We start from the raw sequence: 24,434 nt of genomic DNA on the forward strand, positions 1-24,434 counted from the left end.
GTTTCCCCTTTAAGCGACAATATCGGGGTTATTGCGTTGATTCTTATGCCGTCCGTATTTCTTTTCCCAATAATAATAGACGGGCAGACCGGTTGCGATCACGACCAATGCCGCAATCATCCCTTCCAGCGGAGCCCAGGTGAAGGTGCCCCATGCCAGCCACCCCGCTCCGAGGATCGCCAAAATCGTCGTGATTCTCCAAACAGGCATTCGATAGATCGGCTTATAATCCTCTCTCTTCCGGCATTTATAGATCGCCGCAAAGTCCAAAATGTTAATGACAAGCTGGATCAGCGTAAAATAACCCAACAGCGCGGTCAAATCGCTGAAAAAGACGAGAATGCAGGCATACGTTACTTGGGCCAGAATCGAAAAGCTCGGCGTTTCATGTTTGGGATGCACCTTGGCAAACCTTTGAAAGAACAACCCGTCCTTGGCCATCGCATATTCCAAGCGGGGTTGGAACATGATGCAGGAGCTCAAGGAACCGAGAATAACGATGATCGCAGTGATCGCCACGAAAGGGGACGCTATGCCGGAGAGACCCGGGATATAGCTGACGGCATCGGAAACGGCCGAACTTGAACCCATCAGTTTGTCAAAAGGCATAAGACCCGTAATGCAGACCGAAAGCAGCGTATACAATCCAAGGACGATCAGGACGGAGCTGATCAACGCCTTCGGCAACACTTTGCCCGGATTCCGGATTTCCCCCGCCATAAAACAGATCGAAGCCATCCCCGTATAAGCCCAGGTCGTCGCCGAAATGCCGCCGATGAAGCTGCCGCTGCCGGATCCCTTAACGGGCGTATAGGAGAAGTGGTCGTAGTTCATGTACATGAAGCCCAGCCCAATGACGATAAGAAACGGAATGATCTTGATGAAAGTAATCACAATTTGAAAACGCCCCCCCTCCTTCACGCTTCGGTAGTGGATGGAGGTGATGAACAGAATAATCGCGATGCCCAGCAGTTTGCCGGGAATTCCCGTGAAGAACGGGAAAAAGCTGGCGAGGTACGTCACAATGGCCAGCGCCATAATCGAGATGGACGGCGGATCCAATGCCCAAAACGTGGCCCAGCCGTACAGGAAGGCGAGCGGACGCCAGCCCGCCTTGTTCAGATATACGTAACCGCTTCCATTTTCGGGGTAGGCTGTGGACAGCTCGGCCAATACCATGACCTGCGGAATGGCAATCACGCCGCCGATAATCCAGGCCAGAATCGATACCGAGGGCAGGCCTGCCGCTCTGGCCACATCTCCCGTGGAGACGAAGATCCCGGAGCCGATGGTCGTTCCCACGGCAAGGGCCAAGGCTGACCAAAAACCCAGCTTTCTTGTAAGAGTGCCATTGCTCATCGTAAGTTCCTCCAAATCAAGATGATAAGATGTTCAGTTCCCTTATTTTCCTGATGGAATCTTTGACAACGTCGTGCGGATGTTGATAATAATGCAATCCCATAATTTCAAGCGTGCATGCCCCTTGGTAACCATGGCTTTGAAGCTCAGCCAGATACTCCCTCCAATCCAATCTCCCATCGTCCAACGCCAGATGGGCGTCCGACGTTCCGTCTCCATCGATCAGATGGAAATGGCATAGTTCCGGCAGCGTGGAGAAATAATCCCCCGGCGTTTCGCCGGCCAGCTGCATCGCCACGGCATCGATCATTCCCCGGAGCGCCGGGGACCGGACTTCATCCATCATTTTCCGGATCCCCTTAACGTCGGTCATCAGGTTCGATTCGAAGCGGGTTAGAGGCTCCAAAGCGAGCGTTGCTCCTTCCTTCTCGGCTGCCCGGGCCAGTCTGCCGATCGAGTCGGCCGAATACTTCCAGGATTCGTCTTGGGAAACATGAAAATCCCCAATCCCGGACGTGACCAGCATCATGCTGCAATCCAGTTCCAGCGCGGCATACAGGTTTTCCATAAAATAATCCACGCTTTTTTGCCGCAGATCAGGGTCCGAGGAAGCCAGATTGTACGGATAAACGCATTGTTCGGGCGTATAACAGATCACTTTCATGTGCCTCGACCTGAGTTCTTGCCTGATTCGCCGTAATTGGCCGAGTCCTCCCCGATACGCGTAGAAATGGGGTTCGCCCGCCCACAACTCGATGCGATCCACCCCAAGCTCCGACATGGAATCGAGAAAATGCCCAAACGAAAAATGCCTATACGTAATGTTCATCCCCGCAATATCCATGGATCCACCTCCATTTGAAAACGCTTTTATTTGTTATGTCTTGTATTATATCTAAGAGGTACATTTGATTCAAGTGTTTCTTAAAAATAAATCCGAGAGGATCATTCTTTGCACATAATGACCAAGCGGTTCGGCATAATGATTTCAATGAAAATCGGGACATTGCATCGGATAAAAAACGTATCGCAAGGGGGATTGCCAAATGTACCCATCCTATCCGTACTACGGTTCCGAAGTACAGTGCAAACAGATTCCGATTACGTTCCCGCCGCAGCAGCAGCGTCGGCAGCCGGGTTTCGAGTACCTCATGGTTCCCCAACCCATCGCTGAAAACCCGAATTACAGGGGATCGGGAAAACTCGCGAACAAAATCGCAGTCGTTACCGGCGGTGACAGCGGGATTGGACGTGCGGTCTCCATCGCGTTTGCAAAGGAAGGCGCCGATGTGGCTGTCGTTTATTTTGACGAACATCAGGACGCAGCGGAGACGAAAAAAAGAATCGAGAGCACCGGAAGGCGATGCCTTTTGATTTCCGCCGATTTGAAGGAAGAAGAGGCATGCAGGTATGCCATCGCAAAAGCGGTGGAGACATTTGGAAGGATCGACGTTTTAGTCAACAACCATGGGGTTCAATTTCCACAGAACAGCATCCTTGACATTTCGAAGGAACAGCTTGAGTTTACCTTTCGAACCAATATTTTTTCGTTTTTCCATTTGACCAAGGCGGCGCTGCCTTATATGAAAGAAGGAAGTTCGATCATTAATACGGCATCCGTAACCGCATACCGGGGAGAAAAAACTTTGATCGATTACTCTTCGACCAAAGGAGCCATCGTTTCTTTTACGCGCTCGTTATCCTTAAATTTAACCGACCAAAAAATTCGCGTGAACGGCGTCGCCCCCGGACCGATTTGGACCCCGCTGATCCCGGCTTCTTTTACACCGGACCGGGTCAAACACTTCGGCACCGAGGTGCCGATGAAACGAGCGGGCCAGCCTTTTGAGCTGGCTCCCGCCTATGTGTATTTGGCCTCCGACGACGCTTCGTACGTATCGGGCCAAATTCTTCACGTGGGCGGCGGCGAGATGGTGGAGTCCTAGCGGAAAACAAAACGAAGCTGCAGCCATTCACGACAAAAAGGATCGCGGACGAGTGTACTCGCCGGGATCCTTTTTTGTTGTAAACTTTCAGCTGATGCCTCTACATATTTTGGGCCGCCGCTTCATTCTTTATTTTTTCAGATGATACGGTACGGTTGTCACAATGACGTCCTTGCGATACAGCAAATAGGTACGGATCATTAAACTCGTCTGGTTATGCAGCAGATTCTGCCAGCTTCGTTTCGGAATGAATTGGGGAATGATGACCGTCACCTGATAATTGGACTCGCTCGCCTTCCGATGGACCGTATCGATGAATTTGCTGAGCGGCTGAATGATGCTCCGGTAAGGGGAATGCAGCGTTACCAGGCGAACATCGGGACGCCACTTGTTCCATTTTTCCTCGAACCGGACTTCCTCTTCCCGCTCGAAAGGAATGTAAACGGCAATGATCTGGTCCGCAGACAGCGATTCCGCATAATTCAAGGAATGCTCAACAACGTGCGTGATGCCGGATACGGGAAGAATGACGACGTTCCCTTCGATCGGTACCGCCGGTTCGCAAGTGGAAAGCCGCAGCTGCTCCCCAACCGCCTCGTAATGCTTGTTGATCCGGTGAAACAGGTAAACGATCAACGGCAAAAATATTAAAACCGGCCAAATTTGCGGGAACTTGGTTACAAAAAACATCACCGAAACCGTGAAGCTGATCAGCGCGCCGATGGTGTTGATCGTTAGTTTCGTCATCCAGCCGGCCGGCTTCTCCCTCACCCATTTCACGATCATGCCGGTCTGCGACAGCGTGAACGGGATGAACACCCCTACGGCATAAAGCGGAATCAAATGCTCCGTTTGCCCATGAAAGGCAATGATCAGGACGATCGAGAGCAGGCCGAGTATGATGATTCCGTTGGAGTAACCAAGACGGTCGCCCCTTACGGTAAACATTCTGGGGATGAACCGGTCTTTGGCCAGATTCACGGCAAGAAGCGGGAAAGCGGAATAGCCCGTATTCGCGGCCAAGATCAGGATCAAAGCCGTCGTTCCTTGAATAAAGAAATACACAAAATTGCGTCCGAAGGTTTCTTCGGCAATTTGGGATACGACCGTTTCTTTGGCATTCGGCGAAATCCCCAAGTAGTAAGCGAGGAACACGATGCCCGAGAACAGCAGAGCCAGCAGGATCCCCATCGCCATTAACGTTTTCGCGGCATTGTTCGGTGCGGGATGCTTGAAGTTAGGTATCGCGTTGGATATCGCCTCAACGCCCGTCAGCGCCGAGCTTCCCGACGCAAAAGCTTTTAACAGCAGAAACAGGCTGATGCCCGCCACCGGCGTGCCGATCGGCGTATGCAAATGAGGCGAAACATGGCCGGAAACGATATTGTACAGCCCGACGCCGATCAAAATGAAAAGCGCAACGGCAAATAAATAGACCGGGTACGCCAGGATGGTTGCCGACTCGGTAACGCCCCTAAGGTTCAAAAGAGTGATCAGGATAACGAACGTAACGGCGATCGCTACCTTGTACTCATGCAGCACCGGAAAGGCCGACGTGATGGCATCCGTCCCTGCCGACACGCTGACCGCCACCGTCAAAATGTAATCCACCAGCAAAGATCCGCCGGCGATCAGTCCAGGGTAAAGCCCCAAATTTTGCTTGGAAACGACATAGGCTCCCCCGCCGTGCGGATAAGCGAAAATGATTTGACGGTAGGATAAAATGAGTGCCGATAATAATACGAGAACCCCGATGCCGATCGGGATCGAATACCATAATGCCGCCGAGCTGACCGTGATCAGCACCAACAGAATTTGCTCCGGACCATAGGCGACCGATGATAACGCATCCGAAGATAGTATGGCAAGGGCCTTCTTTTTGTTTAGCTTTTGCTCCCCCAATTCCGTGGACTTAAGAGGCCGTCCGATAAGGAGCCTTTTCAATGCCGCCATAAATGATTTCACCGCCACTGTGTAAGTTGAATGATCATGGATGTATCCTTATTGTTACCCATTTCGCCAAATTTTGCGCACCAAAAAAAGCCGCAGAAAAGTCGGACTTTCCCGCGGCTTCATAAAACGCGCGACAAATCCTCTTTCATAACGCTTACGAGGTTAGCTGACGGATTCGGGACCGAAAGTATCCCTACACTCGAATCGATGCATCATCAAGTGATTCACCCCTGGGACGAAGCGACGAAGTGCTCCCTTCATCCCGATGGTTCCCCCGCTCCTGGTTTCAGGATTAAGCGATTAAGGAATATTTCAAATCAGGTTTACATGTTCATGATTACGAATGAAATCTTACTCCTTCGGGACATTTGCTGTAAAGAGGCAAAGAAGCAAATTTAGGGTTGAAAACGCGCAAAAGGCCTTCGTGGCATCGCTTACAATCCCTGTATTCGATGTATCTCTCGCTGTAACATCGATTCTCTGCTTCGTATTTGGGTCGGACCATAAACGGTGATTCGGATGTAATACGCGCTTCAATGCTCATTTTCCATTTTCATGCAAAAAGGCCTTAAGCAAAAGGATTCCCTCCCGGATCTGATCCGGTTCCAGATGGCCGTAGCCAAACAACAGCTTGCTGTTATGCCTTCCTTTTCGAACGCAATGATACTCCACGGGAGTTACCCGGATTCGGTTCCGTCGGGCCTCTTGCCGAAAATGTTCGTCAAATGTCTGCCCCGGGAATTCGACGGCCAAATGCAGCCCCGCCGCGTCCCCCCATGTGCGCAGTTTCTCCCCGAAGCCGGCTTGAAGCGAATCCAAAAGGACCTGACGCCGTTCCCGGTACAATTTGCTCATTTTTACGATATGGCGATCAAATTTTCGGGTATGCAAAAATTGTGCCAAAACGGCTTGTTCAAAAGGAGGATTTTGAACGTCCGTATACGTCCGCAACCTGCTCCAAGCACTTTGAAGCTCCCTCGGCAAAATCACGTAACCGATGCGAAGCGCCGGGAACAGAACCTTGCTGAACGTGCCGATATAGATGACCCGATCCGGATCCATGGCATAAAGGGGCGATGCCGGCTCGCCGACGTACCTGAATTCGCTGTCATAATCGTCTTCGATGACAAAGCTGCCGTTGTGCCGGGCAAATCGGATCAACGCCGCGCGCCTTGCCGCAGGAAGAATCGCCCCCAGCGGAAATTGATGCGAAGGCGTAACGTAAACCGGACTGCCGTATTTTGCGGCCAATCCATCGGTCTGAAGCCCATATTCGTCAACGGGAACGGGCTTGACGGCATATCCTTTTCCGATGAATGTCTGAATCATTTCGATGTTGCATGGATCTTCTACCAATATTTCTTTGCCATTGTCGTACAAAAGATCCGCGATCAAGTGCAGCGCTTGCGTCGCCCCTGCAGTAATAAAAATATCCTCGGGTTTAACCACAAGCCCTTTGCTCCGCATGAGCCAGGCGGCAATCTCCCGGCGCAGCCGCGGCAAACCCTGCGGACCGGTATATCCAAGCAGATCGACGGGCATTTCGCCTAAAGCTTGATGCGATAACCGCTGCCAGGCATATCGCGGAAATTGGCGCAAATCCGGCTGTCCCGTCCTGAAATCCGCCAAAAATGAAGGGATCGGCGGCGTTTCCAGCCGCTGGGCTTTGCTTTGGGGGCGCTTATCCAGAACAAGCCCCCCGGCGATTCGCGTGGCCGCTCCCTGCCGCGTTTCCGCATATCCTTCGGTAACCAGCATATCATATGCTTCGTTAACCGTATTTCGGGAAACGTTCAGCTCTTGAGCCAACGCCCGCGTCGAAGGAAGCGATTCGCCCGCTTTAAGGATTCCGGCCATGATCCGTTCGCTCAAGCTTTGATACAATTGCCGTTTCAACGGAATTTCGCTTTCGCGATTCAAATGAATTCCCCACATAAGTCCTCCCACTGGATCGTAACAAATGAAGTTCAACTGGTTCTTTTCCCTGTTTGTGGATTGCAATACGATTGTAACAATCATTTCGAATCCACACCACCGGAGGAAGTGAAATAATGGAACGATTAAAAGGATACTTATGTTTGGCATGCGCATTCGGACTGGCCGGCACCTCCGTCATTGCTGCGTCTTTCGTCAACGGAAGGCTCGGAACGTTTACGATTACGTCCATGGGATTATTGCTGTCCCTGCTTTCGATGATTCCGTTTTGCTCGCGCAAACTGCTGCAAACGATTCGTGTTTTGTCTTTAAAGGAATGGCTGCTGTTGTTCTGTCAAGCCTTGTTTGGCGTCTTCCTCTTCCGCATGTTCCTGTTGTACGGGCTGAACCTGACGAGCTCTGCGGAAGCCGGAATACTGACCGGAGTCACTCCTGCGATTACAGTGACGCTTGCCATGGTCTTTTTGCGCGAAAAAATGAAAGGCAACCAAATCGCCGGAGTACTCAGCACGATTTGCGGAATCCTGCTGATTCAAGGGCTGTTTTTGCCCGGATACCAATTCACTTGGGCGCATCTGCCCGGAAACATTCTGGTCCTCTGCGCGGCCGGATGCGAATCCGTGTTCAACGTCCTTTCGAGGGCGGCAGCCGTCCAAAATGAAGAAGGCAAAGCCGAATCCATCCATCCCGTCGTTCAAACGGCTTTAGTTTCGGCCATCGCGTTCCTGTTAAGCCTTATCCCATGCTTGCTGGAACGTCCCCTGCCCTCATTGGTCGGCATCGGATGGAGCGGATGGCTGGCTTTAGTATGGTATGGGCCTGCAATCACAGCCCTGGCATTCGTGTGCTGGTATGCCGGAATTCGGCGTTCCGACGCCTCCACGGCCGCAGCCTTTTCCGGCATGATGCCTTTTACCGCTCTCATTTTATCGGTTTGTTTTTTAAAGGAACCGGCAGGATTGCCGCAGTGGATCGGAGGTTTGGGCGTGATCGCCGGCATGGTTTTGATTGGCGTGAAACGTACCCGCCGAGAGCCCGGAATCAGGCAAGCCGTATCATGAGGGCAATGCCGGAAAGGCGGGGATGAACCACAACAGCGAATTGCCATGTCGTTAATTCAAAGCGCCATAAGGTCAATATAATCCCGACAAACAAAGCGACCGTAACCGTTCTCGACGGGCAAAACGGTCGCTTTTCTTCGGCATTTTTTAAACTTTGCTGCCCATCCGCCCCGTCTTTCCCGCTCCATTTTTTGATCATTCCTCAGAAATCTGTTTATCCGCTGGCGAGCTTCTCCGCGGCGTGATCTAATAATCATTTTTTAGTTGTACAAGTCCTTCTTCTTCATAGAATATTAAAGAGGTCTTTAATGAGGGGGTAAACGAAAGTGAATGTTTGGATCAGCCACTTCCTGCTCGGCCTTTCGCTTGCGGCTCCGATCGGTCCCGTCAACGCCGCCCAAATGGACAGGGGGCTTCGGGGAGGTTTTTTCCATGCATGGCTGGTCGGGCTTGGGGCAATGGCGGCGGACGGGATCTTTATGCTGCTGGTGTATTTCGGGGTGATTCATTTTTTGAGCGTCCCTTTTATGAAAACGTTTCTGCTCCTTTTCGGTTTTTTCATTCTCACCTACATCGGAGTGGAAAGCCTGTTTACGGCCGGCAAAACGTCTCCGGAAATGCGAAACAGCCAGGAATCCCATATGAAATCATTCAGCGCCGGCTTTATCATGTCCATCTCCAATCCGCTGTCGATCTTGTTTTGGATGGGCATCTACGGCTCGGTATTGGCCGACATGATCGCCAAGTACAACGCCAAAGAGGTGCTTCTATACAGTTGTGCCATCATGACCGGCATCCTGCTGTGGGACGCGGCGATGGCTTTGGTTGCCAGCATGTTCAGAAAAATGCTTACCGGACGAATCATTACTTTCATTTCCGTCATCTCGGGGTTATCCCTTATCGGATTCGGCCTTTATTTCGGGTACGAGGCATGCCGCATTTTGTCCGGGCGCTGATCGGCATTCCGTGTTCCGTGACTGCATTCGGCGAATCCGCCTGCGGTTCGTCAGACTTCCAAAAATGACGCATTACAAGCGTGACGCAGCCGATGGTAACGATAAAACCGAGACTAATAAAAAAACCGGGCCGGCTGATGCCGTGAAATAGAGTTCCGACCAACGTGAAGCCGACAAGCGCCATGCCCATATATCTCTTGGCTTTGCCCCAAAGCGTGAGCTTTAACAGCTTCCCTGACGTCAGCAAAATAAACAGCCAGTTATATAAAAGCATCATCCCTGCGGCCGTGGTGACGTATTCGTAGACGCCTTTTGGCATCAAGAGGGAAAAAACGACGGAAGCAAGCAGCCCTGCCGCCGTCAGGCCGATGGCCGGCAGCGGTTTTTTACCTTCCTTTTTCTTGCCTTTGACGAATAATCGCGGCGCATCCCCGTCTTTTGCAAGCGTGACGATCATCGTGGTTACCGCAAACAGCGACGCGGTCATGGTAGAGAATCCGGCAATGATCAGGACGGCATTAAACAAATGCGGCACAAAAGGCAGCTTGTAATCAACGAGAGCAACCACAAACGGGCTCTTTTCAACCCCATACGATTTCCAGGGCTCAAGAATCAACGCCAACCCGATCGACAAAACGTAAATGGACATCAGCAAAAGCAGCATCACCTTCCCGGCCTTCGGGGCATCCTTAGGTTCCCTTAACCTCATCGTCATCAGCCCTAAGGCTTCCAATCCCCCATAACCGTAAAAAGCAAAAATCAGAGCCGCCCAGAAGCCGATGAAACCGTTAGGAAGCCAGTCTTTCGGTATCGCCGGACCATGGGCGGAAGTTTTAAGCACCCCGCTAACGGCCAAAACGGCAATGATCAGAAACATGAAAATCGCGGCAACTTTCATCACCGCCAAAACGCTCTCCATCCGTTCAAACCCTTTGGTCCCAACGAAAATGACGATCAATCCGAGGACCCCGTATCCGGCGGCAAAACACCACATCGGCACTTGCGGGAACCAGAATCCCGAAAACAAAGCCAGCGCCGTCAACTGGCTCCCCATAATCAGCAGCTCCGAGGACCAGTAAACCCAACCGCTGCTGAAGCCTGCCCAACGTCCGAAAGCTTTCCGGGCATACGAGCGAAACGAACCCTCCATCGGGTCCTCCGCCGTCATTCGGGAGAGCATGTCGTACACCAAATAGGCGCCGAAAGCCGCCAAAGCGTATGCCGCAAGAGCCGAAGGTCCCCCAATCTGAATGGCGATATGGGAGCCTAGAAAAAAGCCCGTGCCCACCGTGCACGCTACCCCCAACAGCGAGAGCTGCCACCATTTCAGCTTGTCGTCTGTTTTTCCATTCCCTTCGTACGCCTTCGACTTTTTCGTTTGCGCCATAACATATCCCCTCTTTGAAAAACATCGAACTGCGTTATCATCCCCCTGAAACGATATCTTTACCCGGCTGCATTCATGATTGGGTTCATCCGGCCAAAATTTTACATTAAACACCACTTTTCCGTTCCAAATCCTTCATCTCCACATAAACCCCCAGCAATCGGCAAATAATCATAACAAAATCTGCAAACCAAAGGGGATTCATAATGGGCATTCTGAGTGGAAATCCGAAAGACGAACCGATGCATTATGGAGAAATATTCAGCGTTTGGGAAACATCGAAAATGGCTAAGGGTACCGTTTCCTGTTACCAGGCTTACCTCAATCATGCCGGAGACAAGGATCTAAAAAAGGTTTTGAAAGAATTGATCGATCAAGCCAAACTGGAAATCAAGGAATGCGACGCGCTTCTGACCGATAACGGTATCGCTCCCGCGCCGGTTTTGCCCGAAAGGCCAGAGGTTAAACTCGAGGATATTCCGGTCGGCGCCAGATTTGCCGATCAGGAAATTGCGGCTAAAATCGCCGTTGAAACGGCGGCGTGCCTTGTAGCGTGCAGTTCCGTCATCGGCCAATGCATCAGGGAAGATATCGGGGCATTGTTCATGAAATACCATGCGACCAAGGCAGCGATCGGGCTTCGCATCCTGCATATGAGCAAGGAAAAAGGCTGGCTGATCCCTCCCCCATTGCAAGTAAAAAGACCGGAGGAGGAATAAACCTAAAACTCCCGTGCAACCCCCCCCCCGTTACCATCACTCCAAGTCCTTGAATATCAAGGACTTTTTTTGATCTTAAAACATCGCAGCTATGGAAATGGATCTATGAAGGCAAAGAAAAACAAGACGGGATACGGCCTGCAGCTGCGGGCGCCTTGAAAGAAACCGAAACCTTGTGGGGCTTTGGTTTCTTTTTTATCCGCCAAAAGTACCTGCCGATTCAATGAATATTCGTTTCAATAAATGATCCTTTAGCCGCAGAACGAAAAAAAGGAATCTGCCCCGTGCCAACGAACATGTTAACCATCCGAAAAACACATCGCATGATCGCCACCTGGAAGGATATCACCACAAATTCAGGAGGGAAAATGAGATGAAAAAAACGAAATGCCTGCTTCTCGTTGGACTGCTTGGCACCCTGCTATGCTCCGGATCGGTCGCGGCATCTGCCGACGAAGCGGAGCTTGTGCCGATCGAATCGCTGAAACCCGCCGTTCCGATGGTCAAACCGGTGCTGACGGGAACCGGCGGTCCCCTGATCCTGAGCGACTCTCCGGAATCTCCGAAAACGGAAGGCGCGTATTATCGGGATTCGGTCACCGGTTCATTCCGAGTCTTTTGGCATCATCAAAACATGACCGGGGAGCCGTTAACCGTGGCAGTGGCGGTGACCAACGAGTCCGATGAGCCCGTCATGCTGTTTTCGAACGGAATCGGACTGGCCACGGACTATTATCCCGACGTCGCCGGACAAACAGCGCTTGCCGGATTTATGAACAACCGCGCAGCTCAGAAGAAGGAAGCGATTTTGCAGCCGGGCGAGAGCTATTACTTGACCGCCCTGACGGAACACACACATACCGCAAGCGGCATCGCCAATTTTTCCGCTTATACGCAAAAAGGCCATAAAGACGCCACGGTCACGGTTACGACGCTGGGCTATAAAGAACAACCGGCAAACCCGATCGACGTTCCGATCCTGCCGAAGGATATGCATGTTCGCGGCACCTTTCCGCACATGGACCGGACCGGCACGCTGGAATACAATACTTCCGACGGCAATTCGCTGATCCGCATTTCATCGGCCGCCTCCGGCCCATGGAGCGACAGCATGCCCGGCGAATACGAGGAAGGCTGGAACGCGATCGACGGCGGAAGCGCCATCAACAACGGAAACTATGGCGTGATGTACCGTCTGAACGTAGCCATTCATAACGAAACGGACGCAAAGCGGGTCATTTCGGTTTACGATAACCCCTCCGGCGGCGCGGGCCATTATGTCATCGGCTGGGGCAAGTACCTGCTGCAGTCGCCGTACGTGAATTACCAGAATGCTTGGAAATTTACCGAGTTCACGGTCAACAAAAAAGGCAAAACCGTGGCGGCCGAACTCAGCCTAACCGGCGGCGCGGCCGGGCCGCAGACGCTTTATTTTACGAACGGTGACGCTAAATAAATCAAGTATTAAACGTTGCTTGCAAGCTCACGTTCGATTACGCATGATAAAACAGAAACTGCCCTTTTCCGGTCAATGCTTCGGGAATCGGGCAGTTTTTTATTAAAAGCCGTGATTAGGGTTAAACGCTAAGCCGCGTGAGAACCATGCTGGCATGCGCGGGATTCATCCCTCACGCTTCCATGCTTCCAAATTCAACTCGTTGTTTATGGCGGCGGCGGTAAATGCTCCCATGGCTGCGGCCGCAACGGCCTGATACTGACGCGAGGCGGCATCGCCGGCACTGTAGACGCCCGGAACGTTCGTTTTGCCGAACTGGTCGACGACGACCGCTCCCATTTCCGTGATGCTGCATCCGATGGATCGAGGCAAATCAGACCCAGTCACCAACTCCGATTGAAAAAAGATTCCCCTGCAAGGAATGGTCGTCCCGTCTTCGAGCACGACCTGATATACGATTCCTGCGTTCGATTCAATGGAGCGGATCGGCGATTCAAAAACGGGGATGCCGTGCCTGCGAAGCTCCTCGCGCTGCTCCTCCGACAACTCGTCGGGGCCGTTCGTGCAGATGGTAAACCGTTTCGTCCATCCGGATAGCAACGGAGCGAAATGCATCGCCCCTTCCCCTTTCGCAATGACGACAAGCTGCTGGTCCCGCAGTTCCCAACCGTCGCAATAAGGACAGACGAAGGCGCTTTTTCCGTAAGTCTCCGCCAAGCCCGGAATGTCCAGCGGCCGATCCTTCATTCCGACGGCAAACAGCACCTTCCTGCTGACAAAACTGTTTCCTTGCGCTGTCGAGATGGCAAACCTGCCGTCCGCGCCTTCGATCGATACAGCCGTGTCCTCCACAAAAGAGACGGACGGGTAAGCTCCGATTTCCTTCTTCGCGATCCGCCGGAACTCGCCCGGGCTTACCCCGTCACGGGTGAGAAACCCATGGGTTTCGCGGGTTACCGCATTGCGGGCACGGCCATCGTCAATCACCGCCACATTTTTCCTCGCCCGCCCCAGCATAAGAGCGGCATTCAAGCCAGCCGGACCCCCGCCAATAATCGCTACATCGAGAATTTGTTTTTCCATCGATTAAAAACACCTCCGTAGATCTTCAATATCCATAATTAAAATACAAGAAGCTGTTCACTTCTTGTCCCCAGCATCCATACAACGATGGGAAGCCATGTCAAGCACGGTCTGAATCGAATGCTCGCGCAAATATTCATTCAGCTGCCGTTCGGCGCCGTCCATGACCTTTTTGACCAAACATTCGCATTTTCTTTGGGAATCGTGTTCCTGCGGGTTCTCTTCGGCCAACAATAGATGCTGCTCCGAGTTCAAGTTCGAACATTCGAAAAGCTCCTGCCTGCCTTCAATGACTTGGATGACGTCGAGAAACGTAATCTGCTCTGCCGGCCGGGCCAGTTCATAACCGCCGTTCACTCCCGACACGGCGCGTACGATGCCGTCCTGCCTCAGCTTGGACATAATTTTGGACAGGTAGCTTTCGGAAACGCCAAGCGTTGAAGACAATTCCTTGATTCCAATGTTTTGCCGGCGCTCAGAGTTCGCCAAATGTATAAGAGCATGCAGGGCGTAATCTGTGCTTTTGGAAAACTGTATGTTCGCTTCCTCCTTTTTTATTATAGATCTGCAATGTCTATTATATACGCATCGGATTCCTTTTACAAGATTTCAACATAGGTCATGACCTGACATTTTATCTTAACAAAAATAAACCTGACCTGTACGGTCAGGAAAACGGACTCTCATTCATCTATTCTGCTTACCATACGAAAGATCTGGTGATGATGACCAAAAGGATGAACAGGACGAGAATCGCTCCTACTCCTCCTCCAAATAATCCATAACCGTGACCATAACCATAAGCGGGGCCATAACCATGTCCTTTGACTTCGCTCATCAGATATTCCTCCTTGAATTTAAATACAATGTATTTTATGGGTTTATCGGCAAACGCGTATGGGCATTCAGGCAATCAAAATTCTATTCGGGCATTGCGGCGCCGCGATCCAATCTCCATTTTTCCGTAGTTAAGGAATACTTTGGATATATTCAGATCACACTATACGGGATTTCGTATTCAGAACGGAGGCATCCCATGGATAACGTTGTGCTGGCTCGGTCGTTGTTCGGATCGTCCATGGCGTTTCATATCATCTTTGCGACGCTCGGGGTAGGCATCCCCTTCATGATTGTCATCGCCGAAATTTTGTACCAATTCAAAAAAGACAAGGATTATGCCACGCTGGCCAAACGCTGGACGAAAGGCCTTGCCATTTTGCTCGGCGTCGCCATACCGTCGGGAACCCTTGTAGGGGTCATGCTCTCCCTGTTGTGGCCCGGTTTCATGGAAATTGTCGGCCAAGTCATCGCCCTCCCCTTTCAGATCGAGATTTGGGCGTTTTTTCTGGAAGCCTTGTTCATGTCCATCTATGTATACGCGGCAGATCGGCTGCCCCCGACGGTTCGGATCTTAAGCGTCATATTCGTCGCCATCGGATCCAGCATGTCGGCGGTGCTTATTACGGATGCCCATGCCTGGATGAATACTCCCAGCGGCTTTCGGATGGAAAACGGCCGCGTGGTGGACGTCCATCCTTGGGCGGCCGTGTTCAACCCGAGTTTGCCGACCACGGCGACGCATGTTTTGTTGTCGGCTTACATGACCGGCGCATTCGCCGTTGCTTCCGTAGCCGCGTTTAAGCTGCTGAGACGCCAATCTTCGGAACGGGAACGGTCGTATCACCAAAAGAGCTTGTTTCTGTCGCTGCTGGTGGGCGGCATCATTTCGCTGCTGACGGCGTTCAGCGGCCACGAAACGGCTCAAATGCTGCACGCGCATCAGCCGGAAAAGCTGGCGGCGGCCGAAGGGCTATTCGAAACCAAAGCTTATGCCCCGCTGGCCATCGGCGGCGTCACGGATAAAGAAACACGCAGCATCAAAGGGGCGATCGAGATTCCATGGGCGCTCAGCTTTCTTGCCGGCAACCGGTTCGATACCGTCGTCAAAGGATTAAATGATTTCCCGGAGGAAGAGTGGCCTCCGTTGATCATACACATGCTTTTTGACCTGATGGTCGGCATCGGCATGCTGCTCATTGCGATATCCGCTTTCACGGTGGCGCTTCGCCTTATTTTCAAACGCCCGTATCCCAGATGGCTGTTATATTCGCTGCTGCTAGCTGGTCCGTTGTCGATGGTCGGCATTGAGACGGGCTGGGTGTTCAGCTGCACAGGCCGGCAGCCGTGGACGATTTACCATGTCCAGACGACGGCGTCCGCCGCAACAAGGGCGCAGCATCTGGGCTCGCTGTTTGTCCTTTTTATCGGACTGTACGCTTTTTTGCTGGTGGTCACGGCCGTGGTCATGTTCTATTATTTTAAGCGGCATCCGGTCAATCTGGACATGCCGGACGGCCGAAATGCCGAAGGGAGAAGCTTATGAGCGATACGACGTTAGCGATCACCATTCTTTGGTGTTTTATCTTCATTTATTCCATCGCGGGATCGATCGACTTCGGCGCAGGTTTTTGGTCGATGATCTTCAGCAAACGCAATCCGCAGGCGGCCGATATCGCCAACCGTTTTCTGTCGCCTTCCTGGGAAGTAACGAACGTCTTCCTCGTGTTGATGGTCGTCGCGCTTGTCGGATTTTTTCCCCGCGCCGCCTTCGTCTTGGGAACGCTCCTCCTCGTGCCGGTCAGCCTGGTGCTGGTGCTGCTGCTGTTCCGAAGCGCGTTTATCGTCTATTCGTATTCGGTCCAGAAACATGAGCTGGCGCTCCGAGTCGTTTCGGGCATCACCGGTCTGCTCATTCCCGGGCTGCTGGTTAGTGTGCTGCCGATCTCGCTCGGCGGGTTTATTCATATGAAGCAAGGTTTTCCACAGCTTGAATTCGGGAAATTGCTGCTCAGCCCAACGTTGTACGCGCATGTCGGCTTCGGCATCCTGACCGAGCTGTTTCTGTCCGCCTTGTTCCTCTCCGACTACGGGCGGGAAGCGGGGGACGAACAAGTTTCGCTGCATTACCGCTCCATCGCGATCGTCCTCGGTCCGCTTGCCCTTGCGATGGCCGTCCTGGCAACCTTCACGATGGTTCCGGAAGCGCTGTGGATCGTGGAAAGGATGCAGGGACAATCGGTCTGGTTCTTGCTTTCCGTCATTGCATTCGCCATTGGGTACAGTGCCTTGTGGATCCGCAGAAAAAACGGGCGGAAAGGTTGGCTTCGGCTTTCGGTCGTCGCCGTCATCGTGCAGTTCGCCTTGGCCAGCTATGCTTATGGCAGGGCGCATTTGCCGTATATTATATACCCGGATTTAACCGTAGAGGCGGGTTTTACCAACCATGCCATGTTTGTGTCTCTGCTGTGGGGGTACGGCTTCGGAACCGTCATTTTGCTGCCGGTATTTGTCTTGTTCTGGTGGTTGTTCTTAAAGGACAAACGGTATTTGCGCGCAAAATAGCTGCCCGTGCCGACGCAAAAAATCCTCTGAAACACCCGGCTCCGGAAAACATCTGAGCGGAACCTTTTCCGGCTGGGGTTCAGAGGATGGCAATCATTCATTGAAGGTTATACAATTTGTCGATTCGCGACCGATCGATTGGAACGGTTATGCTCAATTCCTGCATAAAACTTTTACGAATTTCTCCGTTTTCATCAAGCGCAAACCTGCCCGTGGTCGCCGCAGGATTTGCAAAGATGGGCATGTACGGCTTGATGGTGACGGAATCCGGCGCTTCCTTGAAGCGATCCAGCACGATATCGATCGTTTCCGTTTTGGGGTCCGGATAAATCCCTTTGCCGCCGATTTGATTTCCTTTTTCCCCGTTTTTTCCTACGACTTCAAAGAGCAGGGTTCCCTTCTCGGCATCGGTCAATTCATGGTCGGCATGGACTTCAAGCCTCAGGATCGTAGTAACCGGCGAAAACTCCAATTCTTTTACCGTCATGGATAGTCCGTTCCACGCTTTCTTTTCGCCGGACGAAACCGTCACGCGATCCGCCTGTTTTTGGACCGGGAGCGAGATTGCAAAAGGATCCTTGAAGCCTTCCAACGTAATCTTCAATGTGAGCGAAAACTCGTCCGGCAAATGCGCGGAATTCGCGGTCGATCCATTGCCGTTATTAAAGACATGGAACAACACCGCATCGTCGTCAGCTGACTGTACCCATGTCAAATCCGGTCGGGACGCTCCCGGAAAATCCTTCATCGCAACGCCGTCCACGAACATTTCGACATCTTTGATCGCTCCCTTTTCGTGGACGATATTTGATTCGCCGCCCGAACGAACTTCTTTATAATCGTTTATCCCCCCGTGAAAATCTCCGCCCTCCCGTTGAAGGGAAAACGACAAAAGCGTTCCGTCGAATACGACCTCGCGTATTTTGAGAACCGTTCCGTCCTGTTCGTCGTAAGCCTCGGGATTCGATACAAGCCCCTGTTCTTCCGCCGTTCGTAAACCCAATTCATCCGCAAGCTTAAAAATGCCGCCGACGACGGGGATCTGCTTCATCGTTTGAGCCATCGCCGGGGAAACGAAGCCGCTTCCCATAACCGCGATCAAGGCGGCAGCCGACGCCGCTGCTATGATTTTGCCGGCTTTCTTTCGCTGACGATCCCTTTCAGGCCGGGTGCCCTCCTCCAATTCGGCCAAAGCGGCGTAGATCTCATCCTGCTTGCGACGTATCAGCTCCGGAACCTCCGAGGCGATTTGCTTCTTGCCGGACTGCGTCAGTTCACGTTCCAAATCAAACAGGCTCATACGATAAATCCCCCTCCTTTCCGTTTTTCATTTGATCCGCCAAAATGCCCCTTGCCCGGTGCAGGCGTGCCCGGACAGCACCGTTCGAAATGCCGAGAATTTCCGAAATATGCTTTATCGGAAGATCCTCATAATAAAACAGGTGAATGACGATTCGGAGCGATTCGTCCAACCGGTTTACCGCCTCCTGAATATCCATCTTCTGATAGCTGCCATAATATGCTTCTGAGGTTTTCGCTTCCGGGACCTCGTCCATCACTACGATCCGCTGCCTGTTTCGGAGCAATTGATTGCATTCGTTGATGAGAATCCGGATCATCCATGTTTTGAAATATTCAGGTTTTTTTAATGTCGACAGCGACTTATAGGCTTTAAGCGTTGCCTCCTGCATCGCATCCGCGCAGTCTTCGTCTCTTCTTAAAATGGACTTTGCCAAGCTGTACAGCCGGGGCTCCAGATCACGCATGATTTGGACGAACGCATCCAGATCTCCCTTCTGCGCCTTCTTGACTTCAAGTGCCATGGTTGCCACGTTGCTTTCATCTCCTTTTAAGGGCCCTCTATGGATTAGATGGTCCGGAGGCGTGAAATGTTATCTGATCATTGCGCCAAAACGAAGAATCCCTTCCCGGCGAACCATGCCTGCCGGAAAGGGACCGCGATTTTTCCGATTTCATTGAACCCTAAAACAGTGTAGAAAAAAACTTATTATTTTGCCGCTTCTATTTTATCTTTACGGTCATTTCGAGATCTTTCATGTATTCCATAACCACTTCACCATGATCATCTACCTTGAATCGACCGGATGTGACGCCAGGCTCCTCAAACACGGGTTTGCCCGGTTTAATCGTAATGGACTTGATGTTTTTCCCCTGCGTATTCAGGAAAAAGTCGTGGTACATGACCCCCTTGGCCCCGTTTTCGTCGGTAGCTCTTCCACCCGATAACGGCTCGATTTTACGGCCTTGATCGTCATAGAAATCGTACAGCATCGTCGTGTTCGCGTCCACCCCTGTAACGATCAGCTGCAGTCTCGTGGAATACGAAGTCACGTTAGCTTTTTTTAATGTGATGGAGACTTTACCCGATTTTTTCGTCATGTTCGGATTCAGTTTGATCACCGAGCCTGCATTTTTTTGTATAGGAACGTTCAGCGTATAAGGTTGGTTTACGCCTTTCAGCGTAATCTTCGCCGTGAGTTTAAAGTTGTCCGGCAAAGCCTTCAGACTGGCTTTCTCTCCCAGATAACTCGCATCGGTCATCGTGATCAGCATCTTGTCCGGATTGGAACCCGGCACCCACGAAATGTTTGGGCGCTCCCATAACTTGGACCCGCCGTATACATTTGCGGAGATACCGTTAATAAAGAGCTCTATGGATGTAATCGCTCCTTTTTCCCGAACGCTGTCTTGTTTTTGATCATCCCATTTCCAATCGGTAATGCCTCCGACAAGGCCCTTTCCGTTACGTTCGACTTCCAGCCGAACGACGTTGCCGTCGTATGTCGCCTTGGCGATGCGAAGGGAAATGTCTTGCTGAGTTGCGGTACCGGAAACAGATTTGGGTGCCTGAACCTGGGCTGCATAAGCTGTCCCCCATGCGGCCCCTCCCAATACGCAGCCGGCCAAGACGGCGGCGCTCATCACTTTATATATCGGTTTCATCTTATAGTTCCTCCTAAACGTTGCCTGTATCGTTTTGTTTGAGGGCCCTCTATAAGATTAGATGGAACAGGTACCGAAAATGTTATGCAGCAGAAACGATTCCTTCCCTTTTAATAACTCCCCTTACAATCTAAAGGCTTTTGCCGCTTCCGAACCTCATTATTCGTCGACCGGCACCGTCATCTCCAGCTCCGGGATGAACATCTTTTTGCGCGTTTCATGCGAAATAAGGTACGGCTTGATTTTGATTTGTTTGGGCATCCGTTCAAACGGGTCCATATCCATGTTCATTGCCGCCATGGTCGTGCCCGGAATGCCGCCTCCATATCCGCCGCCGGCCCAATCCAACTGATTGCCGTCCTGATCCTCAAGGACGTATCCAAGTCTCTCTCTCCGCTGGGTCAGATCTTGCTTCGCATAATCTTCGTTGATCGTCAGTTTGGTCATCACCGGCGTAAGTTCGATTTTGCCCAGCGAAATTTTGAATTGCTTCCATTCCTTCGGCGGATCGTTCGAGGTTACGATTTTGGTCGCCGCTTCGTTTTTCTTGACGGGAATGTCAAAAATGAACGGATCCTTCTCCATCCCCGCCAGAGTGATTTCCAGGTTTAGCGTAAATTCGTCCGGGAATCGGTAAGGGGTGTGGTCCTTGGAACTGAATTCCTGATGGCTGATCGTCACCACCGAGGCCGAAGGAGTTCCAGTACGCCCCCAATTCTTCATCGTCCCTTGGCTTACGGTCATATCGACGATTTCCCCATTGACCTTGCCGTTGACGCTGTAATCTCGATTGGTAAAAAGGTGGTCGTCGGTATCCTGTTCCAGCACGAAATAGATATTTGATCCGGAATAAACCAGCTTCGGAATCCGAAGCGTCACCCCGTGATGCGTCACGCTTGCGTTCGGCTCATCCATCATGCCTTTTTCGTCGGCGGTTTGCAAACCGATATGGTGAGTTAATTGGAATAAATCCTGAATAAAGGGAATCCCTTTCAGCGATTTGGCCATAGCAGGCGAAACAAACGCGGAACCGAGCAAAGCAAGGCACACCGCAAAGGCGGCGGCGGCCGATCCGCAAACGTATAGCCACTTGTTCCTGCGCTTTACGGGTAAAGACGGCAATTCCTCAAACGCCGCAGCCATACGCTCGCCCACCATTTGCGGCAGTTCGTCAGGGATCGTCACCCGACTGTTCTTAAGCTTCATCTCGATATCGTTCAGATCCATGCTTTTCCTTCCTCTCCGGCGTATCGCCCAATATTTGAAGCAGCTTCCGGCGGGCCCTGAACAGTCGCCCTTTGACCGCATTTTCCGTGATGCCCAGCAATTCGGCTACGGACAACAGCGGCATATCCCGAAAATAAAACAGCTGGATGACGGTCTGCAGCGGCTCGTCCAGTTGTTCGACGGCATCCCGGATATCCAGCGAATCATAGTCGGATGCGGGCTTCGCTTGATCCATCTCTTCCATGTTGTCCACGGGGACCAGCCGTTTCTTGTTTCTCAATACCTGGTGGCATTCGTTGATCAGTATTCTACAGATCCAGGTTTGAAAAAACTCCGCTTTTTTCAGCGTATGAAGCGATTTGTACGCTTTCAGGATCGTCTCCTGAATAGCGTCCGCACAATCCTCGTCGCTGCGGAGAATCGAGAAAGCCAGCCCGTACATCTTCATTTTGATGTCAAGCACAAGCCGGATGAATGCTTCATGGTCCCCCTTCCTCGCTTTTTTCACTTCTTGTTTTACGTTCACACTTTTCTGCTCCTTTGACCGTATTTAACCTGTCGTTCATTGGCACATCTTTTAGATACGCGGGAGTACCCAAAGGTTTTGAACAAATTGAAAAAACTGCCGAAAAAAATTTCCGGCAGAATACGTTGGAACTGTTCAAGTTAGCATTCCGATCGTCGGTCAACCTTGGCGGCTTTTACGATTTTGAGTGGGCAAAAGGATGTGAATGACGGTGCCTTTCGCTTCCGGATCGAGCCAGATGCGCCCTTCATGCCGTTCGACCGCGCCTTTCGCGATGGAAAGCCCTAACCCGCTCCCGCCGTCGCTCCGGCGGGCCCGGTCGCCTCGGACGAACGGCTCGAACACGGTTTCTTTCACATCCTCCGCGATCCCCGGCCCGTTATCTCCTACCGTCACCCGCACGTTTTCTTCCGATGTTTCAAGCGTTAGCCATACGCGGGTACCGCCCGGATTGTACTTCAGCGCATTGGACAACAGGTTCGCGACCGCTCTGCGCATCAGCCCCTCGTGGCAGCGCACCGGGACCGGCGTCTCCGGAATCCGGATATCGAAGTCGATGCCTTTTTGCTCGAATGAATCGTATAAATCGGCGGCCGCGGTACGGCACAACTCCGCCAAATCTTCGGTCTTGCGCTCGTACGCCGGCTCCAAACTTTCAAGCTTGGTCAGCTCGAACAAATCATCGACAAGCGAAGCGATAAACCTTGCTTTCGTATACATGCGGTTTGCGAAATCGTACCGTTGATGTTCGTCCTTTTCCATACCAAGCCGAAGCACTTCCGCATAACCTTGGATCGTCGTAATCGGCGTTTTCAGGTCATGGGAAATATCCATCATCATCCGGCGGCGCCCTTCTTCAAGCTTGCGTTTTGCCGCCTCAGCCTCCTTCAGCCTGTCGGCCATGCGGTTGAAACGAAATTGAAGATCCATCAGCTCCCGATCGGCCCGATAAAAAAGCCGCCCATCTTCCTTGCCCTCCGCGATGCGATCGAGTCCCCGGGTGACCGCCGCAAGCGGCTTGGTAATTCGTTTGGCCGTGATCCGGCTGTAAAGCCATAAGCTAACCAAAAACGCAGCGGCGAACCACAGCAATCCTCGCAGCAGTAAACCGACAAATACGCCGGTAATCTCCGCGTTCGTCTTTGCCAAGCGACTCTCCTTCTGAACCGCTCCGCCAGGTATCGTGACAAGCAGTCGGTATGTCTCGCCGGAAGGCGTAGCGATAGGCGCCAAAGAGTGATACGCCGAACGGTTTCCGTCATAAAACATCGCGTATATTTCCTCCTCCGTATAAGAGGACTTGGCTTTTTCAATGCCGCTTCCGCGCGAAAAAACGACGTTGAAATCAGGGTCCAGCACTTGAATATATCCGCCTAAGGATTGGACGGTATCATAAGGGATCTTTTCCCAATCGTCCCGGATCAGATGGTTCGCCTCTACCAAGGGCAGCGTCCGGTTCAAGTATTGGTCCCGTGCATCGTACATGCCTTTATACACCAGGAAACCAATGATGCCGAGAATAACGGAAAAAAGCACGTAATTTATCATTAAGCCCGCATGAACGCTTCGCATTTTTCTCATGGCGACACGTCCTTCGGATCAAGTTTGTATCCCAGTCCTTTGATGGTAACGAGAAACCGGGGAGCCCTCGGATCGTCCTCAAGTTTTTCCCTTAGCCTGCTGATCTGAACCATGACGGTGTTGCCGTCCTCCAAATAAGGCTCGTTCCAGACATTCTCGTAAATTTGCCGTTTCGTGAATATTCTTCCCGGCGATTCCATCAACAGCTTGAGCAGCTTATATTCCAACGGTCCGAGCGCAACCTCTTCGCCTCGTTTGTACAGCGTGCAGGCTTCGTGATCCAGCTTCAGCGGACCGCAGACCGTTGCGAGCTTCGCCCGAGCCCGGTCGCCGTCGGCCCCTCTCAGCTCATAATAACGTCGAAGCTGGGCTTTGATTCTCGCCACCACTTCGATCGGGCTGAACGGCTTGGAGATGTAATCGTCCGCTCCGATCCCAAGCCCCGTCACCTTATCCGCGTCCCCGCCTTTGGCCGACAAAATAATGACGGGGATCGTATGTTGCTCCCGAATCCGCCCGATCAGCTGATAACCGTCCAGTTCCGGCATCATGATATCGACCACGGCCAAGTCAACCTGCTTTTGTTGAATAATCCCCCATGCCTCCCGTCCTGTTCCCGCCACGATCACGCGGCAATGCTCACGCTCAAGAAACAGTTTCAGCAGTTCCGCGATTTCCGGCTCGTCGTCCGCGACGAGAATCGTACGTTCCTCGATGTCCCTTCGTTCATGCATCAATATGATTTTTTCCTCCATTGTTTGTTTAGGCTTGGCCGCCTTGTTCATATAAAAATATACACTGTAATGATCGGTCTATGGGAAGCCATTTTTAATTGTAAGGTTTATGTAAGGTTGGCTACAGATTTGCTACAGTTTCGAT

Annotated in this window: 22 protein-coding genes and 1 riboswitch; of the genes, 7 read left to right on the forward strand and 15 right to left on the reverse strand. The window is 51.8% G+C overall.

The genetic code is table 11. The annotated features are described in order from the left end of the window. Positions 1–9 precede the first annotated feature (9 nt). A complete protein-coding gene (locus GQY55_RS21700) occupies positions 10–1,359 on the reverse strand; it encodes an amino acid permease (protein ID WP_160044002.1) in 1,350 nt (449 codons plus the stop codon). Positions 1,360–1,375: 16 nt separating this feature from the next. Further along, entirely contained in the window at positions 1,376–2,203 is an 828-nt protein-coding gene (locus GQY55_RS21705; RefSeq protein ID WP_160044003.1) for a sugar phosphate isomerase/epimerase family protein, read from the reverse strand. 202 nt (positions 2,204–2,405) lie between these two features. Here GQY55_RS21705 and GQY55_RS21710 point away from each other — a divergent pair, with 202 nt between their 5' ends. Beyond that, a complete protein-coding gene (locus GQY55_RS21710; RefSeq protein ID WP_160044004.1) occupies positions 2,406–3,305 on the forward strand; it encodes an SDR family oxidoreductase in 900 nt (299 codons plus the stop codon). A 129-nt stretch (positions 3,306–3,434) separates the two neighbouring features. Here GQY55_RS21710 and GQY55_RS21715 read toward each other — a convergent pair whose 3' ends face one another. Both GQY55_RS21715 and pdxR read right to left on the reverse strand, forming a co-directional pair. After that, positions 3,435–5,258 (reverse strand): APC family permease, encoded by a 1,824-nt coding sequence (locus GQY55_RS21715; RefSeq protein ID WP_160044005.1) that lies wholly within the window; start codon positions 5,256–5,258, stop codon positions 3,435–3,437. 135 nt (positions 5,259–5,393) lie between these two features. Continuing rightward, positions 5,394–5,567, reverse strand: a riboswitch (cyclic di-AMP (ydaO/yuaA leader). A gap of 231 nt (positions 5,568–5,798) precedes the next feature. Beyond that, positions 5,799–7,193 carry a MocR-like pyridoxine biosynthesis transcription factor PdxR gene (pdxR, locus tag GQY55_RS21720; RefSeq protein ID WP_160044006.1) on the reverse strand — a complete coding sequence of 465 codons (1,395 nt, stop codon included), beginning with the start codon at positions 7,191–7,193 and terminating at the stop codon, positions 5,799–5,801. 116 nt (positions 7,194–7,309) lie between these two features. On the opposite strand from pdxR, the gene GQY55_RS21725 reads away from it, so the two are divergent. Together GQY55_RS21725 and GQY55_RS21730 are read left to right on the forward strand one after the other, a co-directional pair. Continuing rightward, positions 7,310–8,254, forward strand: coding sequence for a DMT family transporter (locus tag GQY55_RS21725; protein ID WP_160044007.1), 945 nt, complete (start codon positions 7,310–7,312; stop codon positions 8,252–8,254). Positions 8,255–8,580: 326 nt separating this feature from the next. After that, positions 8,581–9,210 (forward strand): LysE family transporter, encoded by a 630-nt coding sequence (locus GQY55_RS21730; RefSeq protein ID WP_160044008.1) that lies wholly within the window; start codon positions 8,581–8,583, stop codon positions 9,208–9,210. On the opposite strand, the gene GQY55_RS21735 is transcribed toward GQY55_RS21730, so the two are convergent. Beyond that, positions 9,152–10,597, reverse strand: a complete 1,446-nt coding sequence (locus GQY55_RS21735; RefSeq protein ID WP_160044009.1) for an amino acid permease — start codon at positions 10,595–10,597, stop codon at positions 9,152–9,154. The genes GQY55_RS21730 and GQY55_RS21735 overlap by 59 nt on opposite strands. Positions 10,598–10,803: 206 nt before the next feature. Between GQY55_RS21735 and GQY55_RS21740 the strand changes: the two genes are divergently transcribed. Both GQY55_RS21740 and GQY55_RS21745 read left to right on the forward strand, forming a co-directional pair. Continuing rightward, positions 10,804–11,316, forward strand: coding sequence for a DUF3231 family protein (locus tag GQY55_RS21740; RefSeq protein ID WP_160044010.1), 513 nt, complete (start codon positions 10,804–10,806; stop codon positions 11,314–11,316). A gap of 373 nt (positions 11,317–11,689) precedes the next feature. Beyond that, positions 11,690–12,772 (forward strand): hypothetical protein, encoded by a 1,083-nt coding sequence (locus GQY55_RS21745; protein WP_160044011.1) that lies wholly within the window; start codon positions 11,690–11,692, stop codon positions 12,770–12,772. A 165-nt stretch (positions 12,773–12,937) separates the two neighbouring features. Here the strand turns inward: GQY55_RS21745 and GQY55_RS21750 are convergent, their stop codons facing one another. The 3 genes from GQY55_RS21750 to GQY55_RS21760 form a co-directional block, all read right to left on the reverse strand. Further along, complete coding sequence (locus GQY55_RS21750) at positions 12,938–13,855, reverse strand: NAD(P)/FAD-dependent oxidoreductase (protein ID WP_160044012.1); 918 nt, start codon at positions 13,853–13,855, stop codon at positions 12,938–12,940. Positions 13,856–13,912: 57 nt separating this feature from the next. Further along, a complete protein-coding gene (locus GQY55_RS21755) occupies positions 13,913–14,392 on the reverse strand; it encodes an RrF2 family transcriptional regulator (protein WP_160044047.1) in 480 nt (159 codons plus the stop codon). Between the two features lie 163 nt (positions 14,393–14,555). Then, positions 14,556–14,693, reverse strand: a complete 138-nt coding sequence (locus GQY55_RS21760; RefSeq protein ID WP_160044013.1) for a sporulation protein YjcZ — start codon at positions 14,691–14,693, stop codon at positions 14,556–14,558. 198 nt (positions 14,694–14,891) lie between these two features. Here GQY55_RS21760 and GQY55_RS21765 point away from each other — a divergent pair, with 198 nt between their 5' ends. Next, on the forward strand, positions 14,892–16,238 hold the full coding sequence (locus GQY55_RS21765) for a cytochrome ubiquinol oxidase subunit I (RefSeq protein ID WP_160044014.1): 1,347 nt from the start codon (positions 14,892–14,894) through the stop codon (positions 16,236–16,238). Continuing rightward, entirely contained in the window at positions 16,235–17,257 is a 1,023-nt protein-coding gene (locus GQY55_RS21770) for a cytochrome d ubiquinol oxidase subunit II (RefSeq protein ID WP_160044015.1), read from the forward strand. The genes GQY55_RS21765 and GQY55_RS21770 overlap by 4 nt, the downstream gene beginning before the upstream one ends. A 97-nt stretch (positions 17,258–17,354) precedes the next feature. Here the strand turns inward: GQY55_RS21770 and GQY55_RS21775 are convergent, their stop codons facing one another. The 7 genes from GQY55_RS21775 to GQY55_RS21805 all read right to left on the reverse strand — a co-directional run bounded on the left by GQY55_RS21775 (position 17,355) and on the right by GQY55_RS21805 (position 24,289). Beyond that, positions 17,355–18,557 (reverse strand): DUF4179 domain-containing protein, encoded by a 1,203-nt coding sequence (locus GQY55_RS21775; protein WP_160044016.1) that lies wholly within the window; start codon positions 18,555–18,557, stop codon positions 17,355–17,357. Next, complete coding sequence (locus GQY55_RS21780; RefSeq protein WP_160044048.1) at positions 18,544–19,080, reverse strand: RNA polymerase sigma factor; 537 nt, start codon at positions 19,078–19,080, stop codon at positions 18,544–18,546. Before GQY55_RS21780 ends, GQY55_RS21775 begins: the two co-directional genes overlap by 14 nt. A gap of 199 nt (positions 19,081–19,279) precedes the next feature. After that, positions 19,280–20,221, reverse strand: a complete 942-nt coding sequence (locus GQY55_RS21785; RefSeq protein ID WP_160044017.1) for a DUF5643 domain-containing protein — start codon at positions 20,219–20,221, stop codon at positions 19,280–19,282. Positions 20,222–20,380: 159 nt separating this feature from the next. Beyond that, positions 20,381–21,448, reverse strand: a complete 1,068-nt coding sequence (locus GQY55_RS21790) for a DUF4179 domain-containing protein (protein WP_160044018.1) — start codon at positions 21,446–21,448, stop codon at positions 20,381–20,383. Further along, the gene (locus tag GQY55_RS21795) at positions 21,417–21,974 is read right to left on the reverse strand and encodes a sigma-70 family RNA polymerase sigma factor (protein WP_160044019.1); all 558 of its coding nucleotides are present in this window, start codon (positions 21,972–21,974) and stop codon (positions 21,417–21,419) included. Before GQY55_RS21795 ends, GQY55_RS21790 begins: the two co-directional genes overlap by 32 nt. 159 nt (positions 21,975–22,133) lie before the next feature. Then, positions 22,134–23,555 carry a sensor histidine kinase gene (locus GQY55_RS21800; RefSeq protein WP_160044020.1) on the reverse strand — a complete coding sequence of 474 codons (1,422 nt, stop codon included), beginning with the start codon at positions 23,553–23,555 and terminating at the stop codon, positions 22,134–22,136. Next, positions 23,552–24,289 (reverse strand): response regulator transcription factor, encoded by a 738-nt coding sequence (locus GQY55_RS21805; protein ID WP_201452209.1) that lies wholly within the window; start codon positions 24,287–24,289, stop codon positions 23,552–23,554. The genes GQY55_RS21800 and GQY55_RS21805 overlap by 4 nt, the downstream gene beginning before the upstream one ends. Positions 24,290–24,434: the final 145 nt, after the last annotated feature.

Origin of the sequence: Paenibacillus sp. USDA918EY (assembly GCF_009870825.1) — a bacterium.
Taxonomy (GTDB): domain Bacteria; phylum Bacillota; class Bacilli; order Paenibacillales; family Paenibacillaceae; genus Paenibacillus_AQ; species Paenibacillus_AQ albilobatus.